Here is a 20,032-nt window from a genome sequence, read left to right as displayed (position 1 = left end):
TTCGGCACGGTGACGCATCGCCGTGCCGAAATCTTGTGTAGCAGCGCCGATGAGCGACCCGCAGCACGAGTACAAATTGATCAAGATCAATGCACTGTGAGATGCCGGGCGCATGGTGAATCAGCCGCGGCTGACCATGCTGAGTGTGGCCGATGGCATGGCGTCCGGCTCCGGGCCACGCAGCGCCATGCTGATGCGGGCAGTGCTCTACTACGTCAGCGAATTCCCCGAGCAGGTTCATCACCCCAAAGAGGAGCAATACCTGTTCGCGCGGCTTCGCAATCGCACCGAAGAATTCGACGCTGTCATCGGGGAACTCGCGCGCCAGCACGAGGGCAAGCTGCGCGTTCATGCACTCGAACGCGCACTCACACGCTATGAACTGGCCGGCGCCGACATGCTGCCGGCGTTGCGCGAGGGCGTGTATGGTTACGCGAACTTCTACGCCAGTCACCGGCACCTTGAAGAGTCCGTCATCCTGCCGGCGCGCAACCTTATTTGACGCTATCGGACTGGGTGGCGATCGACGAGGCGTTCGGCGCGAATCGCGATCCGTTCGAGAGTCTGGAGACCGAGGACAATCTTAACGATCTTTACAGATTGATCGTCCAGACGATGCCCGAAGCGTAAGCCTGAGCGACTTCACGCGATGTGCATCGTGGATCGCCGCCCGTCCGGACTTGCAGACGCTCGATCGAGCCCTGGGTCTAGCGCGAAAAAACATCTGCAAACGGACTACACGAATTCACAGCAACGTGGCAAGCCTGCGGCAAACAACCGCAGCCCAAACGCCAGATGAGCTTGGGCCGTGCAATCAGTCCGCGTCGTACACTGTGCGTTTCGACGCTCGTAGCCCGGAACGCCGTCGTGCCCATTCACTATCTGCGCAGCTTCACCTCTGTCGAACGCACCGAGCGGGCCAACCTGCGGCTTGGCCGTGCACTGGCGTGGGTCGCCGGTGCAATCAACGCCGGCGGGTTCCTCGCCGTTGGGCAATACACGTCGCATATGTCGGGCATCGTCTCGTCGCTTGCCGACAGCACCGCGCTCGGCGAGAGCGGCATCGCGTTGTCCGCTATCAGTTCGATCCTTGCTTTCGCGAGTGGCGCCGCGACGTCCGCCATTCTGATCAACTGGGGACGCCGCCGTTGCGCGCGCAGCGTCTACGCGCTGCCACTCCTGCTCGAAGCCGCCCTGCTCCTTTGCTTCGCCGCGCTCGGCGCGAATCCCGGCATCCATCGCGTTCTCTTCGTGCCGCTGACGGTGGCTGTGCTCTGTTACATCATGGGCGTGCAGAACGCCATGATCACGAAAATCTCGCAGGCCGAAATCCGCACGACGCATGTGACCGGCATCGTGACGGATCTGGGAATCGAACTTGGGAAGGCGCTCTACTGGAACTGGGGCGTGCCGCCTTCAGCGGCGCATCACGTGGCGGCCGACATGCAGCGCGTCCGCGTACTCGGCTCCCTGCTCGGAATGTTCCTGCTTGGCGGAACGCTGGGCGCCGTGGCTTTCCGGCATTTTGGATTTGCCGCGGGCGTGCCCTTGTCGATGCTGCTGGTGATCCTGGCGAGCGTGCCGGTGACCGACGATTTGCGTCGCCTGCCGCTGCGCGACCTGTTTTGACGAATACGTCGGTCGCCGGCGGCCAATACCCGCCAACTCATTCGCTTATCAGAAACCGGTCGCGATTCTTCGCGTCCTTGATCCAGTTCGGCGCGCGTCCCCTGCCGGACCAGGTCGCGCCGCTTGCGGGATCGCGATATTTCGGCGGCGCCGCGCTATGCGAAAGCCCGGACCTGCCGCGACGACTACCAAAGATGTCCTGCTGCGTGTACCCGAATTCGGCCACCTTGGCGCGGATATCCGCGAGAACCGTCTCGAACTCCTGTTGACGGGCGACGACCGCCTGACGCTCGAGTTCCGCGAGTTGCGCCTTCAGTTCCTTGTACGTTGCCACGAATCGTCTCCTGCGCGTGGACACCATTCGCCAATCATAGTGGCTTTCGCTCACACCCCCTTCCAACGTGATCACCCGACATGCGCAGCGGGCACAGCAAGCCCACGCGGCAGACCGTTCAGGCCGTGACGAAGACGATTGCCCCCGCATCGGCAACCTGGGCGAACAACCGTACGAAACGATAGCTTTGCGCCTGGATAGTCAGTTCGTTGAGCCCGGAGCGCGTGCCCTCCAGTATCGCCCGGGCCACGGGTTCCGGAATCGCGCCGAGGTGCGCCCAGTCTTCCGGCAACAGCGCGGGATCGCCCAGATAGACCTCGTTTTTCCCGCCAGGCGTGCGAACGAGAATCAGGCTTCCCCCCTTGTCGAGCGCAATCTCCAGGTACTCGGACAAGGTCGCCAACGCCTCTGTGTCGACATCGCGGGCTGCATGTGTGTTCGAAGTCATAGGGGGGCCACGCTGAGTAGTATGTCGATCACTATCGTACCCCCGCTCCTGCCTGTTCGGCGCATTTTGGCAGCGGGATGCGTTCAGGGATGTAGCCCGAACATACCGTGCCAGATCGTACTAAAGAGGTTGGCGTGACGACGATCGTCGGACTTTTGCGACTCCTCGTCGCCTGCGCCGTGCGACGAAGACGGCGGCTCGGCCTGGTCCGGCTCTGCGGCATTGCGCGACGCGGCGCTGTCCGCCTGACGCGACAGGTGCAGCGCGATAGCGCCATCGGCAATGCGCCCGGCCAGCTGGGATTCGCAATCACTCGCGAGCAGTGCACCGAACACGACGTCGCGGTTGTAGCCCTGCTCCGCGAAGCGCATGGCCACGCTCACGTGCCGCGTATACGCCTCCTGACGCGCGGCCTCCTGCAAACGCGCCTCTTCTTCCCGCTCACGGGCCATACGCCCCATCTCCTTGGCATAGACCGCGTCGTAGACGCTGCGCTGCGCCGGATCGGAAAGAATCGCGTAAGCCTCCTTGATCTCCTGGAACTGCGCATGAGCAGCGGCTTCGCGTCCCATATTACGGTCGGGATGCGCTTTCATCGCGGCCCTGCGGTAGGCCCGCTTGATATCGGCGTCGCTCGCGTCGTCGCTTACGCCCAGCAAGTCATACAACGTCGCCATGGCTCGCACAAATGGAAGTGAGATGCGGTCGATCGTAGCATGTCGTCCGCAGATGCACCGCGCATGCGATGACGATCGCCAACCGGCAACCGGTCAATTGTCCTAAGCAAACAGACCGCGGAAATCGAAATCCGCCTGCGCCACCAGCGCGCAGCACCCGGGTACTCAGCGTCGAACCCGTGTCCAGCGACACCAGTCGTGGTGATCGAGATTGCGCAGCAAATCGGCCCTGCGCCGTTCGCGCCGATAGTGAGCGGTGACACCAACTGCGGCTATTACGAGCACGATCGTGCCGGCAGCCATACCCAGCCAGGACTGGTCCACGTCAGCCTCCTCGGATCCATGCGGATCGCAACCCAATTGTGAGCAACGCACTCTGAATATAGCCTGTCCGTGTGACAGACTATGCGGTCTCGACCGCCAATCAGCGCACGCGGGCGACCGCTCTCAGGAGCGCATCGCCTTGAGGCGTCACGCGGGGCGTAGGGAAGCCGGATTCGGGCGTATCGACGATGACCAGGTGAAGATCGCGAAGCGCACCGAGTTCCTCCCGGTCCGGCTCGATCCGCCCCGGCGCATTCTTTATCAGCATCAACGTGGCAAGTTCGTGGGGGCTCAACATGTCATTTCCCTCCCGCTTGATCCTGTTTGATCACGCTTCTTCGCGGCTGCGAGCGCACTCGCGGCCCGAATGCGATGCGTGCTACCGCAGCTTCGCCGCAGTCTCCGCCGCGATGTCCATGCATGCGCGCGTGTACCCGGCCGCCTGCGAAGCAACCCACGGCAACATCTCGACCTGGTTGCGGACAAATTGCTCGGGCGTCTGCACGGACAACATGCCTTCGAAGTGCTGTTGCGAGCCAGCGAATATCGACCTGCAAGTCGCGAGATTCAGGCGTGAGAGTTCACAAAAGCCATCGAATAGATGACCGGTCAACGTAGTGAACTTTGCGGCCCACGATTCGCTTCCCGCCGCCGCGAATTTTTGATTAGACATACTAATTTACCCCCCCGTGCATTTCATCAATCGTTATGTCTGTATCGACCGCGTTTGATGTATGGCTTCTCAACGCGCGTAGCGTTGCTCATTCAGAAGCGAATGCCGGTGTCGATCTAGAGCCTTGATTCTAACTTTGTTAAATCCGCCTCATGAATGCTAGTTGAGTCAGGAGTTTCCCCAATTTATTACGCGGATGGATTCACCCCGAAGTATGGCGGCGGCAAGTGCAGAACAGGCTTGTGAAAAGTTGACTTGTCAGCCTGGATCTCAGCCAGTCAGACAAGAAAAGACGAATTACGGGTTTTGCGCTGTCTGGTGAGGCAAGAAGTCAAACAAGGTACCGCTTGCGATGCGGATTCATCGCAAGCGGATTGGGAGTGCAGCGCTGTTGCGCCCTCGAGCAAAGTTGAACGGGCCAATCAATGCGCGCTGACTTTCACCGCATTGCGTTGCGCAAGCAGCTCGCGTATGCGCGCCAGATGCAGATCGCCAACGGCCGTATGAACGGGCTCGACCTTGCGGGCCCGACGCCGCGCAGCAGGCGGCCACGCGCCGAGGTATCGGCACAGCGCGGAAACGAACGGCCGCTTCCCTCCGCCAGCAAGCCGCCGGGTCGCAGCGGCAACGCGATCCGCCCCTACATTTGCCACCAGCCATTCAAACGCCTGACGGTCTTCGTCATTCACAATGCGAATTAGCGATTCCATGCGACGCTCCTACTGGACATAAACACATACTGTGAATTTATACAGTATTCTGCGTCAGCGCAAGCCAGGTTTGAACCGGCTCCTGGGGAGCGTTCGCCGGGGTAAGGAAAGATCGGGAGTCGCCTTCTGGCGGCGTCCTCGGATGGAAGCGCGGGCGAGACGCTACTCGCTGGCCGCGGCGTCCTCTTTCTGGGCTTTCAGCCGGTTTCTCACGGCCGTCACGCCCAGCACGGGCCTCGCCGCATTGCCCGCGCGCGAGATCTGCCAGGTCTCCGGGACGGTGCCCGAGAGCGTGACGACGCCATGGCTGACCCGAATGTGAATGTCCGAATCGTCGAGATCCGGAACGCGCCTGATGGCACGGCGAACGTCACGCACCACCGAGGTATCCAGCCGGCTTCCGGGTGTCGATGCCGAGACACGTTGCACGGCCACACCGGCCGGCTCGCTCACACCGGTTTGCGCGTTCGCATTGGCAGCGCAGCTCGCGATAGCCACGAACACCATCGCGCCGATCGTTCCATTCGCACCGTTTCTGTTCATGCTGCCTCCATCGGGTCGAGTCAACCGAGGAAAAGCGCCGCCTCTACGCGTATGTTCGCACAGGTATTCACGCGTCGCGTTCACGATGGCCTGCCCCGACCCGATGCCTGCCCGAGCGCACACGCAGATGCAGCGGATGACTTCGGCGCCGCACTGCGCTACCCTAACAACTCCGATACAAAAAGTCGTCGTATAACCATGTCACACATCAGCACCGGCGTCGAATACGGGCTGCATTGCCTGCTCTATCTTGCCGGCACGTCCGCCGGCGTGCGCGAGGCGAGCGTGCGCGACCTCGCGGAAATGCAGGGCGTGCCCGTCGATTACGCCGCCAAGCTCTTCACACGCCTCGCCAAAGCCGGCATCGTCGAGTCGACCGAAGGCATACGCGGTGGCTTCAGACTCGCGAAACCCGCACGCAATATTTCGGTGCTGGATGTCGTCGACGCCATCGACGGCGAAAAGGCGCTCTTCGACTGTCGCGAAGTACGCCGGCAATGTGCCGTTTTCGACGACGAGCCGCCCGCATGGGCCACACGCGGCACCTGCTCGATCCATGCCGTGATGCAGGGCGCCGAGCGCGCCATGCGCGCAGAGCTCAAGCAACACTCGATTGCCGATCTCGCCACCCGCGCGTATTCCAAGGCGCCTGCCAGCTATCACCATCACGTGGTGGACTGGTTCACGGAGCGCGCCGCCAATCGGCGCGGGTAACATCCGTCGCTTTACAGGCCCTTCCAGCATGCGAAAAGACGCGGAGCCTTCAACGAGGCTTCCGCGTCCAATCCGATCCGTCGTTATCCTGAGGGATCAGGCAACCACGATGCGCAGCGGATCTGCGGCGATGAGCGCTTGCTCGCGGTCCGCGCGAGGCGGATAGATCCATTCGGAGTTGATCTGGTGCTTGAGCCTCTTCGCCTCGGCGCCCTGCAACTTCACTTCGCGTTCCCAACCTTCGGTATAGACCGCGCCCCACGGGCCCAGATCCAGACAGGTCACGTACTTCGGCTGGCTATACGGAATCGGCGCGAGGCCGAGCAGATCGGCGGCCGCGTTGTGGCCTGCCGAGCGCCCCAGGTTCATCGCGTGCTGGCACGACATCATCGTGTGATTGCCTTCGTCGTCGGTGGCTGCACGGGCGACGTCGCCGGTCGCGTAGACACCGGGCGCGCCCTTCACCGCAAGATTGCGATCGACATGCAGACGTCCCATGGCGTCTAGGCGGCCCGGAATCTGCGCAGTCAACGCGCTCGCGCGCAGCCCGGCCGTCCAGATCACCGTGTGCGATTCGATACGCTGGCCGTCCGTTGTCGTGACGCCGCCGGCATCCACTGAAGCCACACCCGAGCCGAGCTTCCACGTCACGCCGAGCGAACCCAGCGCCTCTTCGATCACGGGACGCGGGCCCGCGCCCAGATCGGGGCCGATCGCATCGTTACGCTCGACGATGATCACCTTCACATTCGCTCGCTCGCCCAGCGCCGCGCGCAGGCGTGCCGGCATTTCCGCAGCGGTCTCGATGCCGGTGAATCCGCCGCCCGCCACCACCACGGTATTGCGCGCGGGCGAGTCCGGCTGGCCGGCCAGACTGCGGATGTGCGCTTCCAGTTCGACCGCTTCGTCGGTCTGGTCCACGCTGAAGGTGTGATCGGCCAGGCCCGGAATCGACGGGCGGAACAGCCGGCTGCCAGTGGCGAGCACGAGGCGGTCGTAGCCGAGCGTAGAGGACTGGCCGTCGACATCGGTCAGATCCACCGCGCGGCGCTCCACGTGGATGCGTTCGACCGTGCCCTGGATGAACTTGACGCCAGTCGCATCGAAGATCTCCGTGAGCGGCGCCCGGAAGTTCGCGGGGCCCTCTTCGTACAGACGCGGACGGACATGCAGATGCGGGTCCGGCGCGACCAGCGTGATCTCCACGTCCGTGCGCTCCTGCTCATCGAGCAGCCGCGCCGCGCTCAGCGCGCTCCACATGCCGGCGAAGCCGGCCCCAATAACAAGAATACGCTTCGACATGTGTGCTTCTCCAATGCAGGGATACGGGATATCGGTGGACTCGCGCCGCGCCTGAGCAACGCATAACTCGGATTCTATGAGTCGTAGTTTAAATGCGCAAGCCCCCTTTTGGGACGCACTGTTGACGAATCAGGCAACGATGTTGCGTGGCCGGGCGCTACATGCCCATGCCCGTCCCTGCTCCCGTGCTTGTGCCCGTACCCGTGCCCGTGGTCGTGACCGGGTTCGGCGTCGCATTCAGATCGATTCGTCCATACACGCCATCGGCTTCGTCGTTCGGTCCCGCGGCGAAGAACAGCGTATTGGAGGGCTGATTGCTGAGGTTGTTGCCGAACGCGATGCCCCACACGCCGGATTCGACGAGCGCATTGCCGTTCGACCCGTTGAGCGGCCCCATCGACTGGCCGTTCGATGCATTGAACGCGTTGATTGCGCCATTACCGAAATTGCCGATCAGTATCGCGCCGCTCATCGAGCCGAAGTTCGCGGGCGCTTGCGCAATGCCCCATGGCGCGTCGAGCGGACTGCCCGTCGCGAAGCGCTGCTTCAGGTTGCCGGCCGTGTCGTACACGTCGACCATGCCGAGCCCCGCGCCTGCAACGTCGTCGTGCTTCGCCGCGTCCTGCATCGCATACGTGACGAACAGATTCGAACCGATCGCCTGAATGCCGAACGGCGCGAAGCCGGCCGGCATCGTCGGGTCCGTGAAGCCGCCGGGCATCGTCACCTTGTTGAATGAGGTATTGAAAACGTCGATCTTGTTGTTATGGAAGTCGGTCGCGTAGAGGAAGTTCGCGTTGTTCATCGTCGCGAGCGCGAGCCCCTTGTACACGGCGCCGCCCGTGCCGTCGTCGTACATGACGAATGCGTTGGTCGGCCCGACCGCTGGCGCCCACGCGGTGATGGTGCCGCCCTCGCCCGCGAAGATGAACGCCGCGAGGCCGGACTTGCCGTTTTCCGTGACGGTGAAGCTTTGTGTGCCGTTGAAGACGATGCCCGTGGGCGATGCCGTGCCGTTCTTGCCGCTGGGTATCGCGACGATCAGCGATTGCGGCACGCCGTTGCCGTCATAGAGCGTGGCGACATTGGTGCCGTTGTCCGCGACCCAGGCAAACCCGTTCGGATTGAAGGCGACACCCCAGGGGTTTTTCAGATTCCCGTCGATGTGCGCGGCCGCCACCGCGCCATCGGAAACGAGCGCCGTCGCCGTGAACGACGACGGGGCGGGCACGCTCGCACTGCTGGAACCCGAGCTGGAACCGGAACTGCCGCCACACGACACGAGCGTCGCCATGGCCGCGCCACATGCTACGACGCCGAATACGGCGAGTAGAGACTTCATGACCGCACTCCTCGTTCAATCCAGGGGACTAACGGACAAAGAACGAGGAGGATGCAGCGTTTATTCCAGCGAAGAAACAGGGCTTGCTTCTCTGGCGATCGCAATGACTGAACTAGCTAGCGAAAAACACGTGGCGGGCAACGAGCGCTATGTGTGACTATCGGGCGCCTGCAGACTCGCCGATACCGGCGGCGATCTGCGCGGCGTACCGAGCAGGGCGAGCTGCTTCTCGTGCGGCGTCAGCGCGCCACTGTCGCGCTTGTCCGCTTCGGCATATTTTTGCGCTGCACGAGACAGATCGCCTTCGTCTTCCAGCGCCTGCCCCCACAGTTCATAAGAGGGCGCGAGATCGGGACGAAGCTCCACCGCGCGCGCCAGCTTGACGATCGCCGCCTCGTATTGTCCGTTGTCGATGAGCGCTTCTCCCCAGTCATGCAGGATGTTCACGTCGTCGTGGTGCATTTCATCGGCGCGGCGAAACGCGCCAAGCGCTTCGGCATACCGGTGCGCGTGCAACAGGACGTCGCCGAGCAAGCGCTGGTTCTCCGCAGTGCTCCACCGCTCGTGAGCGCCCGCGCGAAGCTCCTTGATCGCGGCGTCGATGCTGTGCTCCTGCTCGAGCGCGATACCGAGATTGGCGCGCAAGACGGCCGAGTGTGGATACAGCAACAGCGCGTCGCGCGATTGCTGTTCCGCCTCCTCGGCACGGTTTTGCCGCAGCAGCAGCCAGCCTTTTCCGGCGAGCGCCCATTGGCGTTGCGGTGAGCCAGGCCGGCTGAGGACATCGTCATAAATGGCTTCGACGTCGCTGTAGTCGCATTGGCCCGGCGAACACCGTGTCTTTTGCACCGTCGTGAACACATGGCTCGCAAGCGTATTCGGTTCGACGAGCCGCATGACCTCGATCGCGATGTCCCGCACCGACTGGTTGAAGTCCTTCCCGGTGAACGCGACGTCGTCGTGCATGGCGTTGAACGGGCCGTTTTCGATCTGGATATGCGCAACATACCCATCGGCGCCGCCGCTCACATGCGTAATGCCGATATGGACGACCACGTCCTGCTTGTTCCTGAACAGCGTCGATTTCAGAAAGCCGACGATCGAGGCATAGGACATGTCTTGACCCGGCAGCTTGATATCCGGGCTGTCGTTATCGGCCAGCGAGACATCGTGTGGAACCGCTTCGCTGTCGCTGCTGATTCCGCGCATCGCCGAAAGAATTCGTTCTGCCAGGAATTCCGGCGTATAGCCGGTCTCGGCCAGCGCTTTCGGTGTTTCCACCGGCGGCACCAGCACGTGCTGCGTGAGCGCGCCGGAGATGACGAGCCAGCAAAAGGGCACGGTCAGTACCGCGATCACCCAGGTGAGCACAAAGGGCCACAGCTCCCGTGGCGCGCGGCCGATCAGCCCGACCAGAAACAACACATGAGATAGACCCGCAGGCCTGCGATCCGGAACGCTCGACATGTTGCACCTCGACTCGGCTGCAGTTGGCTGGGCCCAACTGTCGGTCGGCGTGAATGCATCGAGTGTGCCAGCGCCCGCAAAGGCTTGATTGACGGGCGTTTTGACCATGTTGCGAATTTCTGGCGTGGCGGGTGTTTTCTCCTGACCAACGCTTGAACGCGGCGAGTGCCGGTTCGCGGCACACACCTGCGAACGCGCGCTTACTTCACCGCCTCCACGTCTTCGACCTCGCCCGCCACCGGCACATTGCCCGAGGGGCTCATCATGCGCGGCTGCAGCATCAACGCGACGAGTCCGGTCCAGCCGGTCTGGTGCGATGCGCCGACGCCGCGCCCGTTGTCGCCATGGAAGTACTCATGGAACAGCACGAGATGGCGGCAGCGCGGATCGGCCTGCAGCAGCGGGTACGCGCCCATCACCGGGCGCTCGTTGTTGCGGTCGAGCAGAAAGAGCGTCGTGACGCGGCGCGCCAGCTCGTCGGCGATCTGCGCGAGCGAAAGCTTCTTGCCCGAGCCGGTCGGATACTCGACGCGAAAATCGTCGCCATAGTAGCGGTGAAATTCGTACAGCGACTCGATCAGCATATAGTTGACCGGCATCCACACCGGGCCGCGCCAGTTCGAATTGCCGCCGAATACGCGCGAGTCCGATTCGGCCGGCAGGTATCTGACGCGGAAGTCGCAGCTGTTGTGCCGGTAAACGAAAGGCTCGTCGAGATGGGCGCGAGAGAGCGCACGCACGCCGTGGTCCGAGAGAAATTCGGCTTCGTCGAGCATGCGCCGCAGCAGTGCCTTCATGCGGTGCCCGCGCAATAGCGAGAGCAGCAATGAATTGCCCTTGCCGGGTTCGTTCCAGCGCGACACGAGGCTGGCGAGGTCAGGCCGGTGCTGGAGGAAGAAGACCAGCCGCTCGCGCAGCCCCGGCAGGCCGCCGTGCACCCGCTCCTCCAGCACGCGCACCGCGAAGAAGGGAATCAGCCCGACGATCGAGCGCATGCGCAGCGGCACGCTGGTGCCGTCCGGCAGCCTCAGCTTGTCGTAGAAGAACTCGTCCACGCTGTCCCACAGGCCCGTCTCGCAGCCGTCGTCGCAGCTCACCGCGCCCGCGATATACAGGAAGTGCTCGAAGAACTTCACGCCGATATCGACGAACACATGGTTCGCGAACGCGAGTTCGAGCGCGATGCGCATCAGGTCGAGCGCGTAGGCCGCCATCCACGCGGTGCCGTCCGCCTGGTCGAGGTGCCCGCCTGTCGGCAGCGGCGACGAGCGGTCGAAGATGCCGACGTTGTCGAGCCCCAGGAAGCCGCCCTGGAAGATGTTGTGCCCGTCCGCATCCTTGCGGTTCACCCACCACGAAAAATTCAGCAGCAGCTTGTGGAAGACGAGTTCGAGAAAATCCCGGTCCGCCTTGCCGGTGATCGCGCGATCGATTTCATACACGCGCCACGCCGCCCACGCGTGCACGGGCGGATTCGCGTCGCCGAACGCCCATTCGTAGGCGGGCAACTGGCCGTTCGGATGCTGATAGCGGTCCTTCACGAGCAGCAGCATCTGCTTCTTTGCAAACATCGGATCGACCAGCGCGAACGCGACCGCCTGAAACGCGAGGTCCCACGATGCGTACCACGGGTACTCCCATTTGTCCGGCATCGAGAGGATGTCCGCGTTGCACAGATGCCGCCAGTCCGCATTGCGCCCGCGCTGCCGCGCGGCGGGCGGTGTCGGCTGCAGCGGGTCGCCTGCCATCCAGCGGTTCACGTCGTACTGGTAGTACTGCTTCGACCACAGCATCCCCGCCAGCGCCTGGCGCTGCACGAGCCGCGCGTCGGCGCTCTCGATGTCGCGCTGCAGCGCGTCGTAGAACGCGTCTGCTTCGGCAATGCGCTGCGCGAACAGGCCGTCGATGTCGAGCGCCACTTCATCCTTCGGCGCGGACAGCGGACGCCAGCGGAACGTGACGACCGCGCGGCCGTGCGCAGCGATCTCGATATGCACACGCGCGGCCACCTTCGTGCCCGCGTCGCGCCGGATCGCGTCGTTGTTGCCATGCACGACATAGTCGTCGAAACCGTCCTTGAATGGACCGGCGCCGTCCATGCCGAAGAGACGCTTCACGTTGGTGTCGTTCTCGCAAAACAGCCACTCGACGCGCTCGCCGCCTTGCGCGGCAGCCGTCACGACGAGCGGCTCGTGCGTGCCACAGTGCGCCACGACGTGCTCGCCGCCGGCCGACGAGACCAGTGCGAGCGACGGCTTGCTGCCTGCGGCCTTCCACGACCACGTGTTGCGCGCCCAGAACTGCGGCAACACATCGATCGACGCGTGCTGCCCGGCGCGGTTCTCGACTGTCACGCGCATGACGATGTCTTCCGGCGTGTGCTTTGCGTATTCGATCTGTACATCGAAATAGCGCTCGTCGTCGAATGCGCCCGTGTCGAGGATTTCATATTCGGGCGAGCCGGCGCCGCGCCGCGCGTTTTCATCGACCAGGTCCTGGTAGGGAAACGCCGCTTGCGGGTACTTGTAGAGCATGCGCATGTACGAATGCGTCGGCGTGCTGTCGAGGTAGAAGTACAGCTCCTTCACGTCCTCGCCATGATTGCCTTCCTGATTCGTGAGGCCGAACAGACGCTCCTTCAAAATCGGATCGAGGCCGTTCCACAGCGCGAGCGAGCAACACCAGTCCAGCCGCTCGTCGCCGAAACCGGCCAGTCCGTCCTCGCCCCAGCGATAGGCGCGCATGCGCGCGTGGTCGTGCGGGAAGTAGTCCCACGCGGTGCCGTGCTCGCTGTAATCCTCGCGTACCGTGCCCCATTGGCGCTCGCTGAGGTACGGTCCCCAGCGCTGCCAGCGGGCGTAATCGGCCGAGTAGAGGCGTTGGCCTTCAACCGTGTGGATGAGGCCGGCGGCGCGCTGCAGCATGGGCATCTCCTTGAATTGGGGCGCGGCGCAAGCGTCGCGAGTCTCCCATGCTAGCGCGGTTTGCCCGCCGGGCGTGCGCGCGGCGCTTCGGCTGCGGGCTAGCCGGCGTCGCCGAGCCGTTTCAGGACGCGCAGCAGTTCGCCGAGCGACCAAGCCTGGAACGGTGCGCCGCCAGGCCGGTGCGGCGCATCGCCATCGGCGACCTCGGGAAGGTGGTCGAGCCCGGCGCGGTCGAGATGCGCGAGCAGCGGCGCGACGAACCGCTCGCGAGCGAGCGCGCGCTGCGCCGCGGTATCGCCTTTCACGCGCAGCCAGGCGTCCACGAAGGGGCCGAGCAACCAGGGCCAGACGGTGCCCTGATGATAGGCGCCGTCGCGCTCGAGCACGCCGCCACGGTACTGCCCGCGATACGCGCGGTCAGACGGCGCGAGCGTGCGCAGCCCCATGGGCGTAAGCAGCCTGGCTTCGACCTGCGCGACGACCGGGCGCGCCGCGTCGCCTTCGAGCAGCGCGAACGGCAGACCGCCTGCCGCGAAGATCTGGTTCGGCCGGATCGAGCGATCGGCCGTGCCGTCTACGTGGTCGACGTCGACCACGTCGAATAGCGCCCCCGTCGACGGATCGACAAAGCGCCCGGCAAACGAGGCGCTGGCGCGCGCTTCGAGTTCGCGCCAGCGCGTATCCCATGCCGCCGCAATGCGCAGCGCGTTGATCCAAAGCGCCTGAATTTCGACCGGCTTGCCGATACGCGGTGTGACCACCCAGTCGCCCGCCTTCGCATCCATCCAGGTGAGCTGCACGCCCGGCACGCCGGCTCGCAGCAGGCCATCGCGCGGATCGGCCGCGATCCGGTAGCGCGTGCCGCGCGCATAGCCTTCGAGGATGGCATCGACGGCGCCTTGCAGCGCACGCCGCGCTTCGTGCGGCACGTTCCCGGCCGCGAAGTACTCGTGCACCGCCACGACGAACCACAGCGATGCGTCGACGGAGTTGTATTCGGGCGCGCCGCCCGCATCGGGAAAGCGGTTCGGCAGCATGCCCTCTGATACGGTCGCCGCCCATTCGAGCAGGATCTCGCCCGCCTCCTCGTAGCGCTCGTTCGCGAGCAGCAGACCACGCATGGCGATGAACGTGTCGCGGCCCCAGTCGGTGAACCACGGATAGCCCGCGACGATCGTGCGGCCGTCGCCGCGCGCGACGACATAGGCGCTGGCCGACCGCTGCAGGCGCGAGCCGAACGACGCCCGGCGCACTTCTTCAAAGCCGGCGAGCAGTTGCGCGCGGCTCGCCGCGCTTTCGCCGCTGTCGAGCGTGGTATCCGGCGCAGGCGCACCGGACGATGGTTGCGCGCGCAACAGCATCACCGCGTCGCCCTCGCGCAGATCGAACGTGAACACGCCTGGCGTCGCGAGGTCCTCGGTGTAGTCGAGACCGCGCTCGCGTTCGCACGTGTAGCAGAAGTTGCGGTACCAGTCCGGCGCATGCGTATAGCCGCCGTTAGAGCGCGCGACGATGGCCGGTAGATCGCCGTACGGTTGCCAGCGCACGTGCTCGCCGTCGATCCGGGCGTTGAAGTCGAATGCGGGGTTCTCGTGGTGGAGCCCGTGATAGTCGCGGCCCGAGATCAGCGGGCGGACCTTCAGCACGGCACCGCCAGCCCCGGAGGGCGCATCGAGCCGCCAGCGCAGCACGGTCTCGCGGCTCGCCTTTGCCACGAACACTTCTGCCGTGAGCATGGCGCCGCCGTCCAGCCGGTAGCGCCACGTGGGCCACGGCGTGGAGTCGAAGCACGCGATGCGCTCGGAGGTATCGGGATAGAGCAGATCGGGCGCGTAGCGCTGCATCGTCAGTGCGGTCTTGCGCTCCCCGTCCTCGAGCCAGGCTTCGATGCCGTTGACGAGCACCACGCGGTTCGTGGGCGGCTGCCTGGCCGTGAGCAGCAGCGCGTGATAGCGGCGCGTGCGCGCGGTGCCGACGGTGCCGGATGCGAATCCGCCAGCGCCGTCCGCTTCGAGCCATTCGTCGTCGAGGCGCTGCGCATCGATGGGGCTGTCAAGACGCGTCATCGGATGTCCTACCCTCGTGGATCATCTGCGCAACGATACTCCCGTTCGCCTCGGGCTGCCGTGAGCGTCAAAGTCGGCGCAGTTGCACCGACCCGTCATTCGACGGTTCGCCCGCGCCGCTGCCGATAATGGATCTGCGCGGGCACCTGAACGGACTCTGGCGCGCCTTCGCCTTCGAGCAGCGAAAATACGCAACGCAGGCTATGTTCCGCGAGTTGCGCGCTGTCCTGCACGATCGCGTCGATGCGAAGCGGCAGGCAGTCGAGCAGCTGATGATCGTCGAAGGTCATCACGCAGCCCGGCGCCTGGGCGAGTTGGTGCGCTTCGTTCACGAACTCCAGCAAGCCCTCGAGCAGCGTGATCGAACCGGCGAACAGCGCCTCGGGATAGCGCCCATGCGCTTCGAACCAGGCCTTCATCAGCGCATAGCCCGACTCACGCTGGTAGTCGCGCTGAAACACCCAGTCGGCCTGCTCCGCAATGCCGTGGCGCTCGAGCGCGAGCCGATAGCCCGCCAGGCGGTCGCGGCTCGGTGACAGTTCGGGCTGGCCGCCGAAAAACACCACTTCCCGTGCGCCCTGCGCGATCGTCTCGCCCACCAGGGCCGCCACCGTTTCGGCGGCGTCGGTAATCACATAGGGAATCGCGCTCGTCGCCACGCGGCGGTCGGCGAAGACGATCGGCAGACGCTTGACCCACTTGTCGTAGCGCGGCGCATCGGCGGTGCACGGCACGACCACCACGCCATCTACCTGCTGCGCGACCAGATGCGCGAGGCCCTCGGTCTCGCGCACCGGATCTTCGTCGCTCGTCACGATCACGAGCTGATAACGGTAGCGCTCGCGGCATTGCCATTCCATGGCCTGGGCGAGCGCGGCGTGCGCCGAGTTGGTCAGATCGGGAATCACGAGGCCGATCGTGTTGCTGCGCCGCGAGCGCAGCGCGCGCGCCGATTGCGACGGCGTGAAATGATGGTCCCTCGCCACCTGCAGCACGCGCTCGACCGTCGCCGCCGAAATGCGGTAGCGCTCGGCGTTGCCGTTGAGCACCATGCTGGCCGTGGTGCGCGAAACCTCCGCGAGGCGGGCAATGTCGTCGATAGTCAGACGCTCGAACTGGGACACGCGGCCTTCCTGCTGGATGTGGGTTGGGGATCGGCTGGGAGCCCGGGCAAGCCCCAAAACGAAGCGCCCCGTGTGGCACGGGGCGCGCGGTCGCTCTCAAGCGCGCGCGGACGCGAAGATCTTCGCGTCCGATGGTACTACGCTCGCGCGCGCCTGAAAACGTGCTTACTGCTTGTACAGGTTCAGCGGCACCGGGATGAACTTGTCGACCGGCTGACCGTCGACCACCTTCTTCGCCGCCTGCACGCCATACTGGCCGATCAGTTCGGGCTGCTGCTGCACGGTCGCGGCCATCTGGCCGGCCTTGACCGCGGCGATCGCGTCGTCGGTGGCGTCGAAGCCTACCACGGCCACGTTCTTCAGGCCCGCAGCCTGCAGCGCCTTGACCGCGCCCAGCGCCATTTCGTCGTTCTGCGCGAACACGCCCTGAATGTCCTTGTTGCTCTGGATGATGTTTTCCATCACCGAAAGGCCCTTGGCGCGATCGAAGTCGGCCGGCTGCTTCGTGACGATCTTCACGCCGCCCTTGGCCGAGATTTCGTCGTCGAAACCGGCGCCGCGCTCGTTGGCGGCCGACGAACCCGGAATGCCTTGCAGCTCGACGATGTTGCCCTTGCCGCCCAGCGTGTCGGCAAGGAAATCAGCAGCCATTTTGCCGCCCGCCTTGTTGTCCGAAGCGATATGCGAGCTGACTTCCGCGCCGTTCACGCTGCGGTCGAGCGAAATCACCTTGATGCCCTTGCTCGTCGCTTCCTTCACGACGTTGGCCACCGCCGAAGAATCGGTCGGGTTGATGAGGATGACGTTGACCTTCTTCTCGATCAGGTCTTCCACGCTCGCCTGCTGCCTGGCCGGATCGTTCTGCGCGTCGACGGTGATGAGCGTCACGCCGTCCTTCTTCGCTTCGTCTTCGGCGCCCTTCTTGAGCGAGACGAAGAACGGATTGTTGAGCGTCGAGATCGACAGGCCGACCGTGACTGCGCCGCCCGAAGCCGGCGCCGCGGCCGATGCGCCGGCATCGGCGGTGCTGCCCGGACCTTCCTTCGAGCAGGCCGCGAGGCCCAGCACGAGCGAACCGGCGGCGAGCGCCGCAAACAGTTTCGAGATCGACGGCGAATTGTGCTTATGCATAGTCTTCCTCCTCGTTATATATGGAGTGTGTGGAGATAAAAAACGTCAGGATAACTATTGATGCAGAACTGCCGCGCCACGCGAATGAAGCGTGGCGCGCCGAGGTATTACGACGACTTCTTGTTGCCGCGGTCGATCAGCACGGCAAGCAGGATCACGATGCCCTTGATGACCTGCTGATAGAACGACGACACGTCGAGCAGGTTCAGGCCGTTGTTGAGCACGCCGATCAGCAGCGCGCCCACGAGCGTGCCGAAGATCCAGCCGCGGCCGCCCGTGAGGCTCGTGCCGCCCAGCACGACCGCCGCGATGGCGTCGAGCTCGTAGCCCGTGCCGGCGGTCGGCTGCGCGGAGTTCAGGCGCGAGGTCAGCACCACGCCCGCGAGCGCCGACATGACGCCCGCGATCGTGTACACCCACAACTGGATGCGATCGACCTTCACGCCGGACAGCTTCGCCGATTCGGCATTGCCGCCCGTTGCATAGATATGGCGGCCGAACACGGTCTTGCGCAGCAGGACCCAGAACACACCGAACATCACTAGCATCAGCACGACGGGAATCGGCACGAGGCGCGCGACATAGCCGCCGCCCAGCAGCGAGAAGAAGTCGCTGTTGAAGCTGCTGATCGGGCTGCCGTTCGATACGACGAGCGCGAGGCCGCGCAGCACCGTCATCGAACCGAGCGTGGCGATGAACGGCGCGACCTTGCCCTTGCTGATCACGAGACCATTCGCATAGCCCATCAGGCCGCCGGCCACGAGGCCGGCGAGCGTCGCGACGACGGCGGGCGTGCCCGCGCTCAGCAGCGTCGCGATGATCACCGAGGACAGCGCGAGCACCGAGCCCGCCGAGAGATCGATGCCGCCGAGCAGGATCACGAGCGTCATGCCGAACGCGATCAGCGCGTTGATCGACGCCTGCCGCATCACGTTGAGCAGGTTGTCGAGCGTGAGGAAGTCGCGGCTCACGATCGAGAGCGCCACCGAAATGATCAGCAGTGCTACGAAGGGTCCGAGCTTTTGCAGCGTAGCCCGGCTGCCGGGGGTAAGGGTCACTTGCGACATGTCATGTCTCGCTAGTTTTCAGTGATTGGTAAGCGCCTTCGCTCAGGCCGCCACGGCTTGCGCGGCACTCGCCTGTCCGCCGGCTGCCGCCGTCATGATCCGTTCCTGGGTGGCCGTGGCCGCTTCGAAGATGCCGTTCTGGCGTCCCTGATGCATGACGAGAATGCGGTCGCTCATGGCCAGCACTTCGGGCAGCTCGGACGACACCATCACGATGGCGACGCCCTGCTCCGCGAGCTGATTGATGATCGTGTAGATCTCGGCCTTGCCGCCCACGTCCACGCCGCGCGTGGGCTCGTCGAGCAGCAGCACCTTCGGCGGCTGCGCCAGCCACTTCGCGAACACGACCTTCTGCTGATTGCCGCCCGAAAGCGCCTTGACGTCCAGTTCGGCGTCGCGCGTGCGCACGCGCAACTGCTTGATGAGCCCGTCGACGGCGCTGCGCTCCGCGCGCTCGTTGACGAAGCCGAGCGTGGCGTACTGGTCCAGATGCACGAGCGTCGCGTTTTCGCGCACCGACATGCCGAGCACGAGCCCCTGTCGCTTGCGGTCTTCCGTGACGAAGCCAATGCCCGCCGCAATCGCGCTCGACGCATCGCGCACCTCGAGCGGCTTGCCGTCGAGCGTGACCGTGCCCGCGGTCTTGCGGTTCGCGCCGAACAGCGTGCGCAGAATCTCGCTGCGGCCTGCGCCCATGAGTCCGGCGATGCCCAGCACCTCGCCCGCGCGCACGTCGAACGTAATGCCTTCGATATGGCCGTCGTCCGCCAGACCGGACACGCTCATGCGCACGTCGCCCGGCGCATGGCTGCGCTTCGGGAATCGCTCGCCGATCTCGCGGCCCACCATCAGGCGCACGATCTCGTCGAAGCCGGTGTCGCGAATCGCGCGCTCGCCGACGAAATGGCCGTCGCGCAGCACGCTGATCTTGTCGCAAACACGGAAGATCTCTTCCATGCGGTGCGAGACGTAGACGATCGCCACGCCGCTCGCCTTGAGCGACTGCATGATCTCGAACAGCGTTTCGATCTCGCGGTTCGTGAGCGCGGCGGTCGGCTCGTCCATCACGAGGACTTGCGCGTTCAGCGACAGCGCCTTGGCGATTTCCACGAGTTGCTGCTGACCGATGGAGAGCAGCCCCGCCTCGGTCTGCGGATCGATACGCTGCGCGCCGACCTTGTCGAGCCACTTGCGCGCCTCTTTGCGCATCGTCGCGACGTCGACCATGCCGAAGCGGCTCGGCTCGCGGCCGAGGAACAGATTCTCCATCACCGTCAGTTGCGGGATGAGGTTCAATTCCTGGTGAATGATGGCAATGCCCGCGCGTTCGGCCTCGACGGTGCTGCGGATCTGCACCGCGCGCCCGTCCACGAGGATCTCGCCCGCATCGGCTTGATACACGCCGCTCAGGATCTTCATGAGCGTCGATTTGCCTGCGCCGTTCTCGCCCATCAGCGCGTGGATCTCGCCGGCCTCGATGCGGAAATCAACGCCTTCGAGCACCCGAACCGGACCGAACGCCTTGCCGATCCCCTGCATCATCACTTGCATCCTGGA

At 64.5% G+C, this 20,032-nt stretch carries 22 protein-coding genes; 7 read left to right on the top strand and 15 right to left on the bottom strand.

Translation table 11 applies throughout. From position 1 onward, the window contains the following. Window positions 1-112: 112 nt before the first annotated feature. The 3 genes from AB4Y42_RS17400 to AB4Y42_RS17390 all read left to right on the top strand — a co-directional run bounded on the left by AB4Y42_RS17400 (window position 113) and on the right by AB4Y42_RS17390 (window position 1,629). Window positions 113-502 carry a hemerythrin domain-containing protein gene (locus tag AB4Y42_RS17400; RefSeq protein WP_368687947.1) on the top strand — a complete coding sequence of 130 codons (390 nt, stop codon included), beginning with the start codon at window positions 113-115 and terminating at the stop codon, window positions 500-502. Further along, entirely contained in the window at window positions 499-630 is a 132-nt protein-coding gene (locus AB4Y42_RS17395) for a hypothetical protein (RefSeq protein WP_368687948.1), read from the top strand. The genes AB4Y42_RS17400 and AB4Y42_RS17395 overlap by 4 nt, the downstream gene beginning before the upstream one ends. A gap of 237 nt (window positions 631-867) precedes the next feature. After that, a complete protein-coding gene (locus tag AB4Y42_RS17390; protein WP_368687949.1) occupies window positions 868-1,629 on the top strand; it encodes a YoaK family protein in 762 nt (253 codons plus the stop codon). A 37-nt stretch (window positions 1,630-1,666) separates the two neighbouring features. Here the strand turns inward: AB4Y42_RS17390 and AB4Y42_RS17385 are convergent, their stop codons facing one another. The 3 genes from AB4Y42_RS17385 to AB4Y42_RS17375 form a co-directional block, all read right to left on the bottom strand. Continuing rightward, window positions 1,667-1,963, bottom strand: a complete 297-nt coding sequence (locus tag AB4Y42_RS17385; RefSeq protein ID WP_368687950.1) for an H-NS histone family protein — start codon at window positions 1,961-1,963, stop codon at window positions 1,667-1,669. A 118-nt stretch (window positions 1,964-2,081) separates the two neighbouring features. After that, complete coding sequence (locus AB4Y42_RS17380; protein WP_342921722.1) at window positions 2,082-2,411, bottom strand: hypothetical protein; 330 nt, start codon at window positions 2,409-2,411, stop codon at window positions 2,082-2,084. Between the two features lie 83 nt (window positions 2,412-2,494). Continuing rightward, window positions 2,495-3,088 (bottom strand): DnaJ domain-containing protein, encoded by a 594-nt coding sequence (locus AB4Y42_RS17375; RefSeq protein WP_368694827.1) that lies wholly within the window; start codon window positions 3,086-3,088, stop codon window positions 2,495-2,497. Between the two features lie 198 nt (window positions 3,089-3,286). Here AB4Y42_RS17375 and AB4Y42_RS17370 point away from each other — a divergent pair, with 198 nt between their 5' ends. Next, window positions 3,287-3,454: a hypothetical protein gene (locus tag AB4Y42_RS17370; protein WP_176732827.1), complete on the top strand. Its 168-nt coding sequence runs from the start codon at window positions 3,287-3,289 to the stop codon at window positions 3,452-3,454. A 58-nt stretch (window positions 3,455-3,512) separates the two neighbouring features. Here the strand turns inward: AB4Y42_RS17370 and AB4Y42_RS17365 are convergent, their stop codons facing one another. Beyond that, window positions 3,513-3,710: a hypothetical protein gene (locus tag AB4Y42_RS17365; RefSeq protein ID WP_028204658.1), complete on the bottom strand. Its 198-nt coding sequence runs from the start codon at window positions 3,708-3,710 to the stop codon at window positions 3,513-3,515. A gap of 81 nt (window positions 3,711-3,791) precedes the next feature. Beyond that, a complete protein-coding gene (locus AB4Y42_RS17360) occupies window positions 3,792-4,085 on the bottom strand; it encodes a phasin family protein (RefSeq protein ID WP_368687952.1) in 294 nt (97 codons plus the stop codon). A 452-nt stretch (window positions 4,086-4,537) separates the two neighbouring features. Between AB4Y42_RS17360 and AB4Y42_RS17355 the strand changes: the two genes are divergently transcribed. Next, window positions 4,538-4,786: a hypothetical protein gene (locus AB4Y42_RS17355; RefSeq protein WP_368694826.1), complete on the top strand. Its 249-nt coding sequence runs from the start codon at window positions 4,538-4,540 to the stop codon at window positions 4,784-4,786. 171 nt (window positions 4,787-4,957) lie between these two features. On the opposite strand, the gene AB4Y42_RS17350 is transcribed toward AB4Y42_RS17355, so the two are convergent. Further along, complete coding sequence (locus AB4Y42_RS17350) at window positions 4,958-5,338, bottom strand: BON domain-containing protein (RefSeq protein ID WP_368694825.1); 381 nt, start codon at window positions 5,336-5,338, stop codon at window positions 4,958-4,960. Between the two features lie 198 nt (window positions 5,339-5,536). Here AB4Y42_RS17350 and AB4Y42_RS17345 point away from each other — a divergent pair, with 198 nt between their 5' ends. Next, entirely contained in the window at window positions 5,537-6,052 is a 516-nt protein-coding gene (locus AB4Y42_RS17345; protein ID WP_028204661.1) for an Rrf2 family transcriptional regulator, read from the top strand. A 96-nt stretch (window positions 6,053-6,148) separates the two neighbouring features. On the opposite strand, the gene AB4Y42_RS17340 is transcribed toward AB4Y42_RS17345, so the two are convergent. Both AB4Y42_RS17340 and AB4Y42_RS17335 read right to left on the bottom strand, forming a co-directional pair. Then, window positions 6,149-7,354, bottom strand: coding sequence for an NAD(P)/FAD-dependent oxidoreductase (locus AB4Y42_RS17340; protein WP_368694824.1), 1,206 nt, complete (start codon window positions 7,352-7,354; stop codon window positions 6,149-6,151). A gap of 157 nt (window positions 7,355-7,511) precedes the next feature. After that, window positions 7,512-8,696 (bottom strand): TIGR03118 family protein, encoded by a 1,185-nt coding sequence (locus AB4Y42_RS17335; protein ID WP_368694823.1) that lies wholly within the window; start codon window positions 8,694-8,696, stop codon window positions 7,512-7,514. Between AB4Y42_RS17335 and AB4Y42_RS17330 the strand changes: the two genes are divergently transcribed. Further along, window positions 8,695-8,853 carry a hypothetical protein gene (locus AB4Y42_RS17330; RefSeq protein ID WP_368687958.1) on the top strand — a complete coding sequence of 53 codons (159 nt, stop codon included), beginning with the start codon at window positions 8,695-8,697 and terminating at the stop codon, window positions 8,851-8,853. The two genes, AB4Y42_RS17335 and AB4Y42_RS17330, sit on opposite strands and share 2 nt — an antisense overlap. Here the strand turns inward: AB4Y42_RS17330 and AB4Y42_RS17325 are convergent. From AB4Y42_RS17325 to AB4Y42_RS17295, 7 genes are all read right to left on the bottom strand, one after another. Continuing rightward, complete coding sequence (locus AB4Y42_RS17325; RefSeq protein ID WP_368687959.1) at window positions 8,844-10,163, bottom strand: tetratricopeptide repeat protein; 1,320 nt, start codon at window positions 10,161-10,163, stop codon at window positions 8,844-8,846. The genes AB4Y42_RS17330 and AB4Y42_RS17325 overlap by 10 nt on opposite strands. Window positions 10,164-10,363: 200 nt before the next feature. Beyond that, on the bottom strand, window positions 10,364-13,093 hold the full coding sequence (locus tag AB4Y42_RS17320) for a glucosidase (protein WP_368687960.1): 2,730 nt from the start codon (window positions 13,091-13,093) through the stop codon (window positions 10,364-10,366). 92 nt (window positions 13,094-13,185) lie between these two features. Further along, window positions 13,186-15,153 carry an amylo-alpha-1,6-glucosidase gene (locus tag AB4Y42_RS17315; RefSeq protein ID WP_368694822.1) on the bottom strand — a complete coding sequence of 656 codons (1,968 nt, stop codon included), beginning with the start codon at window positions 15,151-15,153 and terminating at the stop codon, window positions 13,186-13,188. Between the two features lie 95 nt (window positions 15,154-15,248). Further along, window positions 15,249-16,277 (bottom strand): substrate-binding domain-containing protein, encoded by a 1,029-nt coding sequence (locus AB4Y42_RS17310; protein ID WP_368687962.1) that lies wholly within the window; start codon window positions 16,275-16,277, stop codon window positions 15,249-15,251. A gap of 165 nt (window positions 16,278-16,442) precedes the next feature. Further along, window positions 16,443-17,408: a ribose ABC transporter substrate-binding protein RbsB gene (rbsB, locus tag AB4Y42_RS17305; protein ID WP_368694821.1), complete on the bottom strand. Its 966-nt coding sequence runs from the start codon at window positions 17,406-17,408 to the stop codon at window positions 16,443-16,445. 107 nt (window positions 17,409-17,515) lie between these two features. Further along, entirely contained in the window at window positions 17,516-18,475 is a 960-nt protein-coding gene (locus AB4Y42_RS17300; protein ID WP_368694820.1) for an ABC transporter permease, read from the bottom strand. A gap of 42 nt (window positions 18,476-18,517) precedes the next feature. Beyond that, window positions 18,518-20,017: a sugar ABC transporter ATP-binding protein gene (locus tag AB4Y42_RS17295; RefSeq protein ID WP_368694819.1), complete on the bottom strand. Its 1,500-nt coding sequence runs from the start codon at window positions 20,015-20,017 to the stop codon at window positions 18,518-18,520. Window positions 20,018-20,032 lie beyond the last annotated feature (15 nt).

Origin of the sequence: Paraburkholderia sp. EG286B, assembly GCF_040965655.1 — a bacterium.
Taxonomy (GTDB): Bacteria; Pseudomonadota; Gammaproteobacteria; order Burkholderiales; family Burkholderiaceae; genus Paraburkholderia.
Note: the sequence above shows the minus strand (reverse complement) of the source record. Positions and strands in the feature narration are given on the sequence as shown.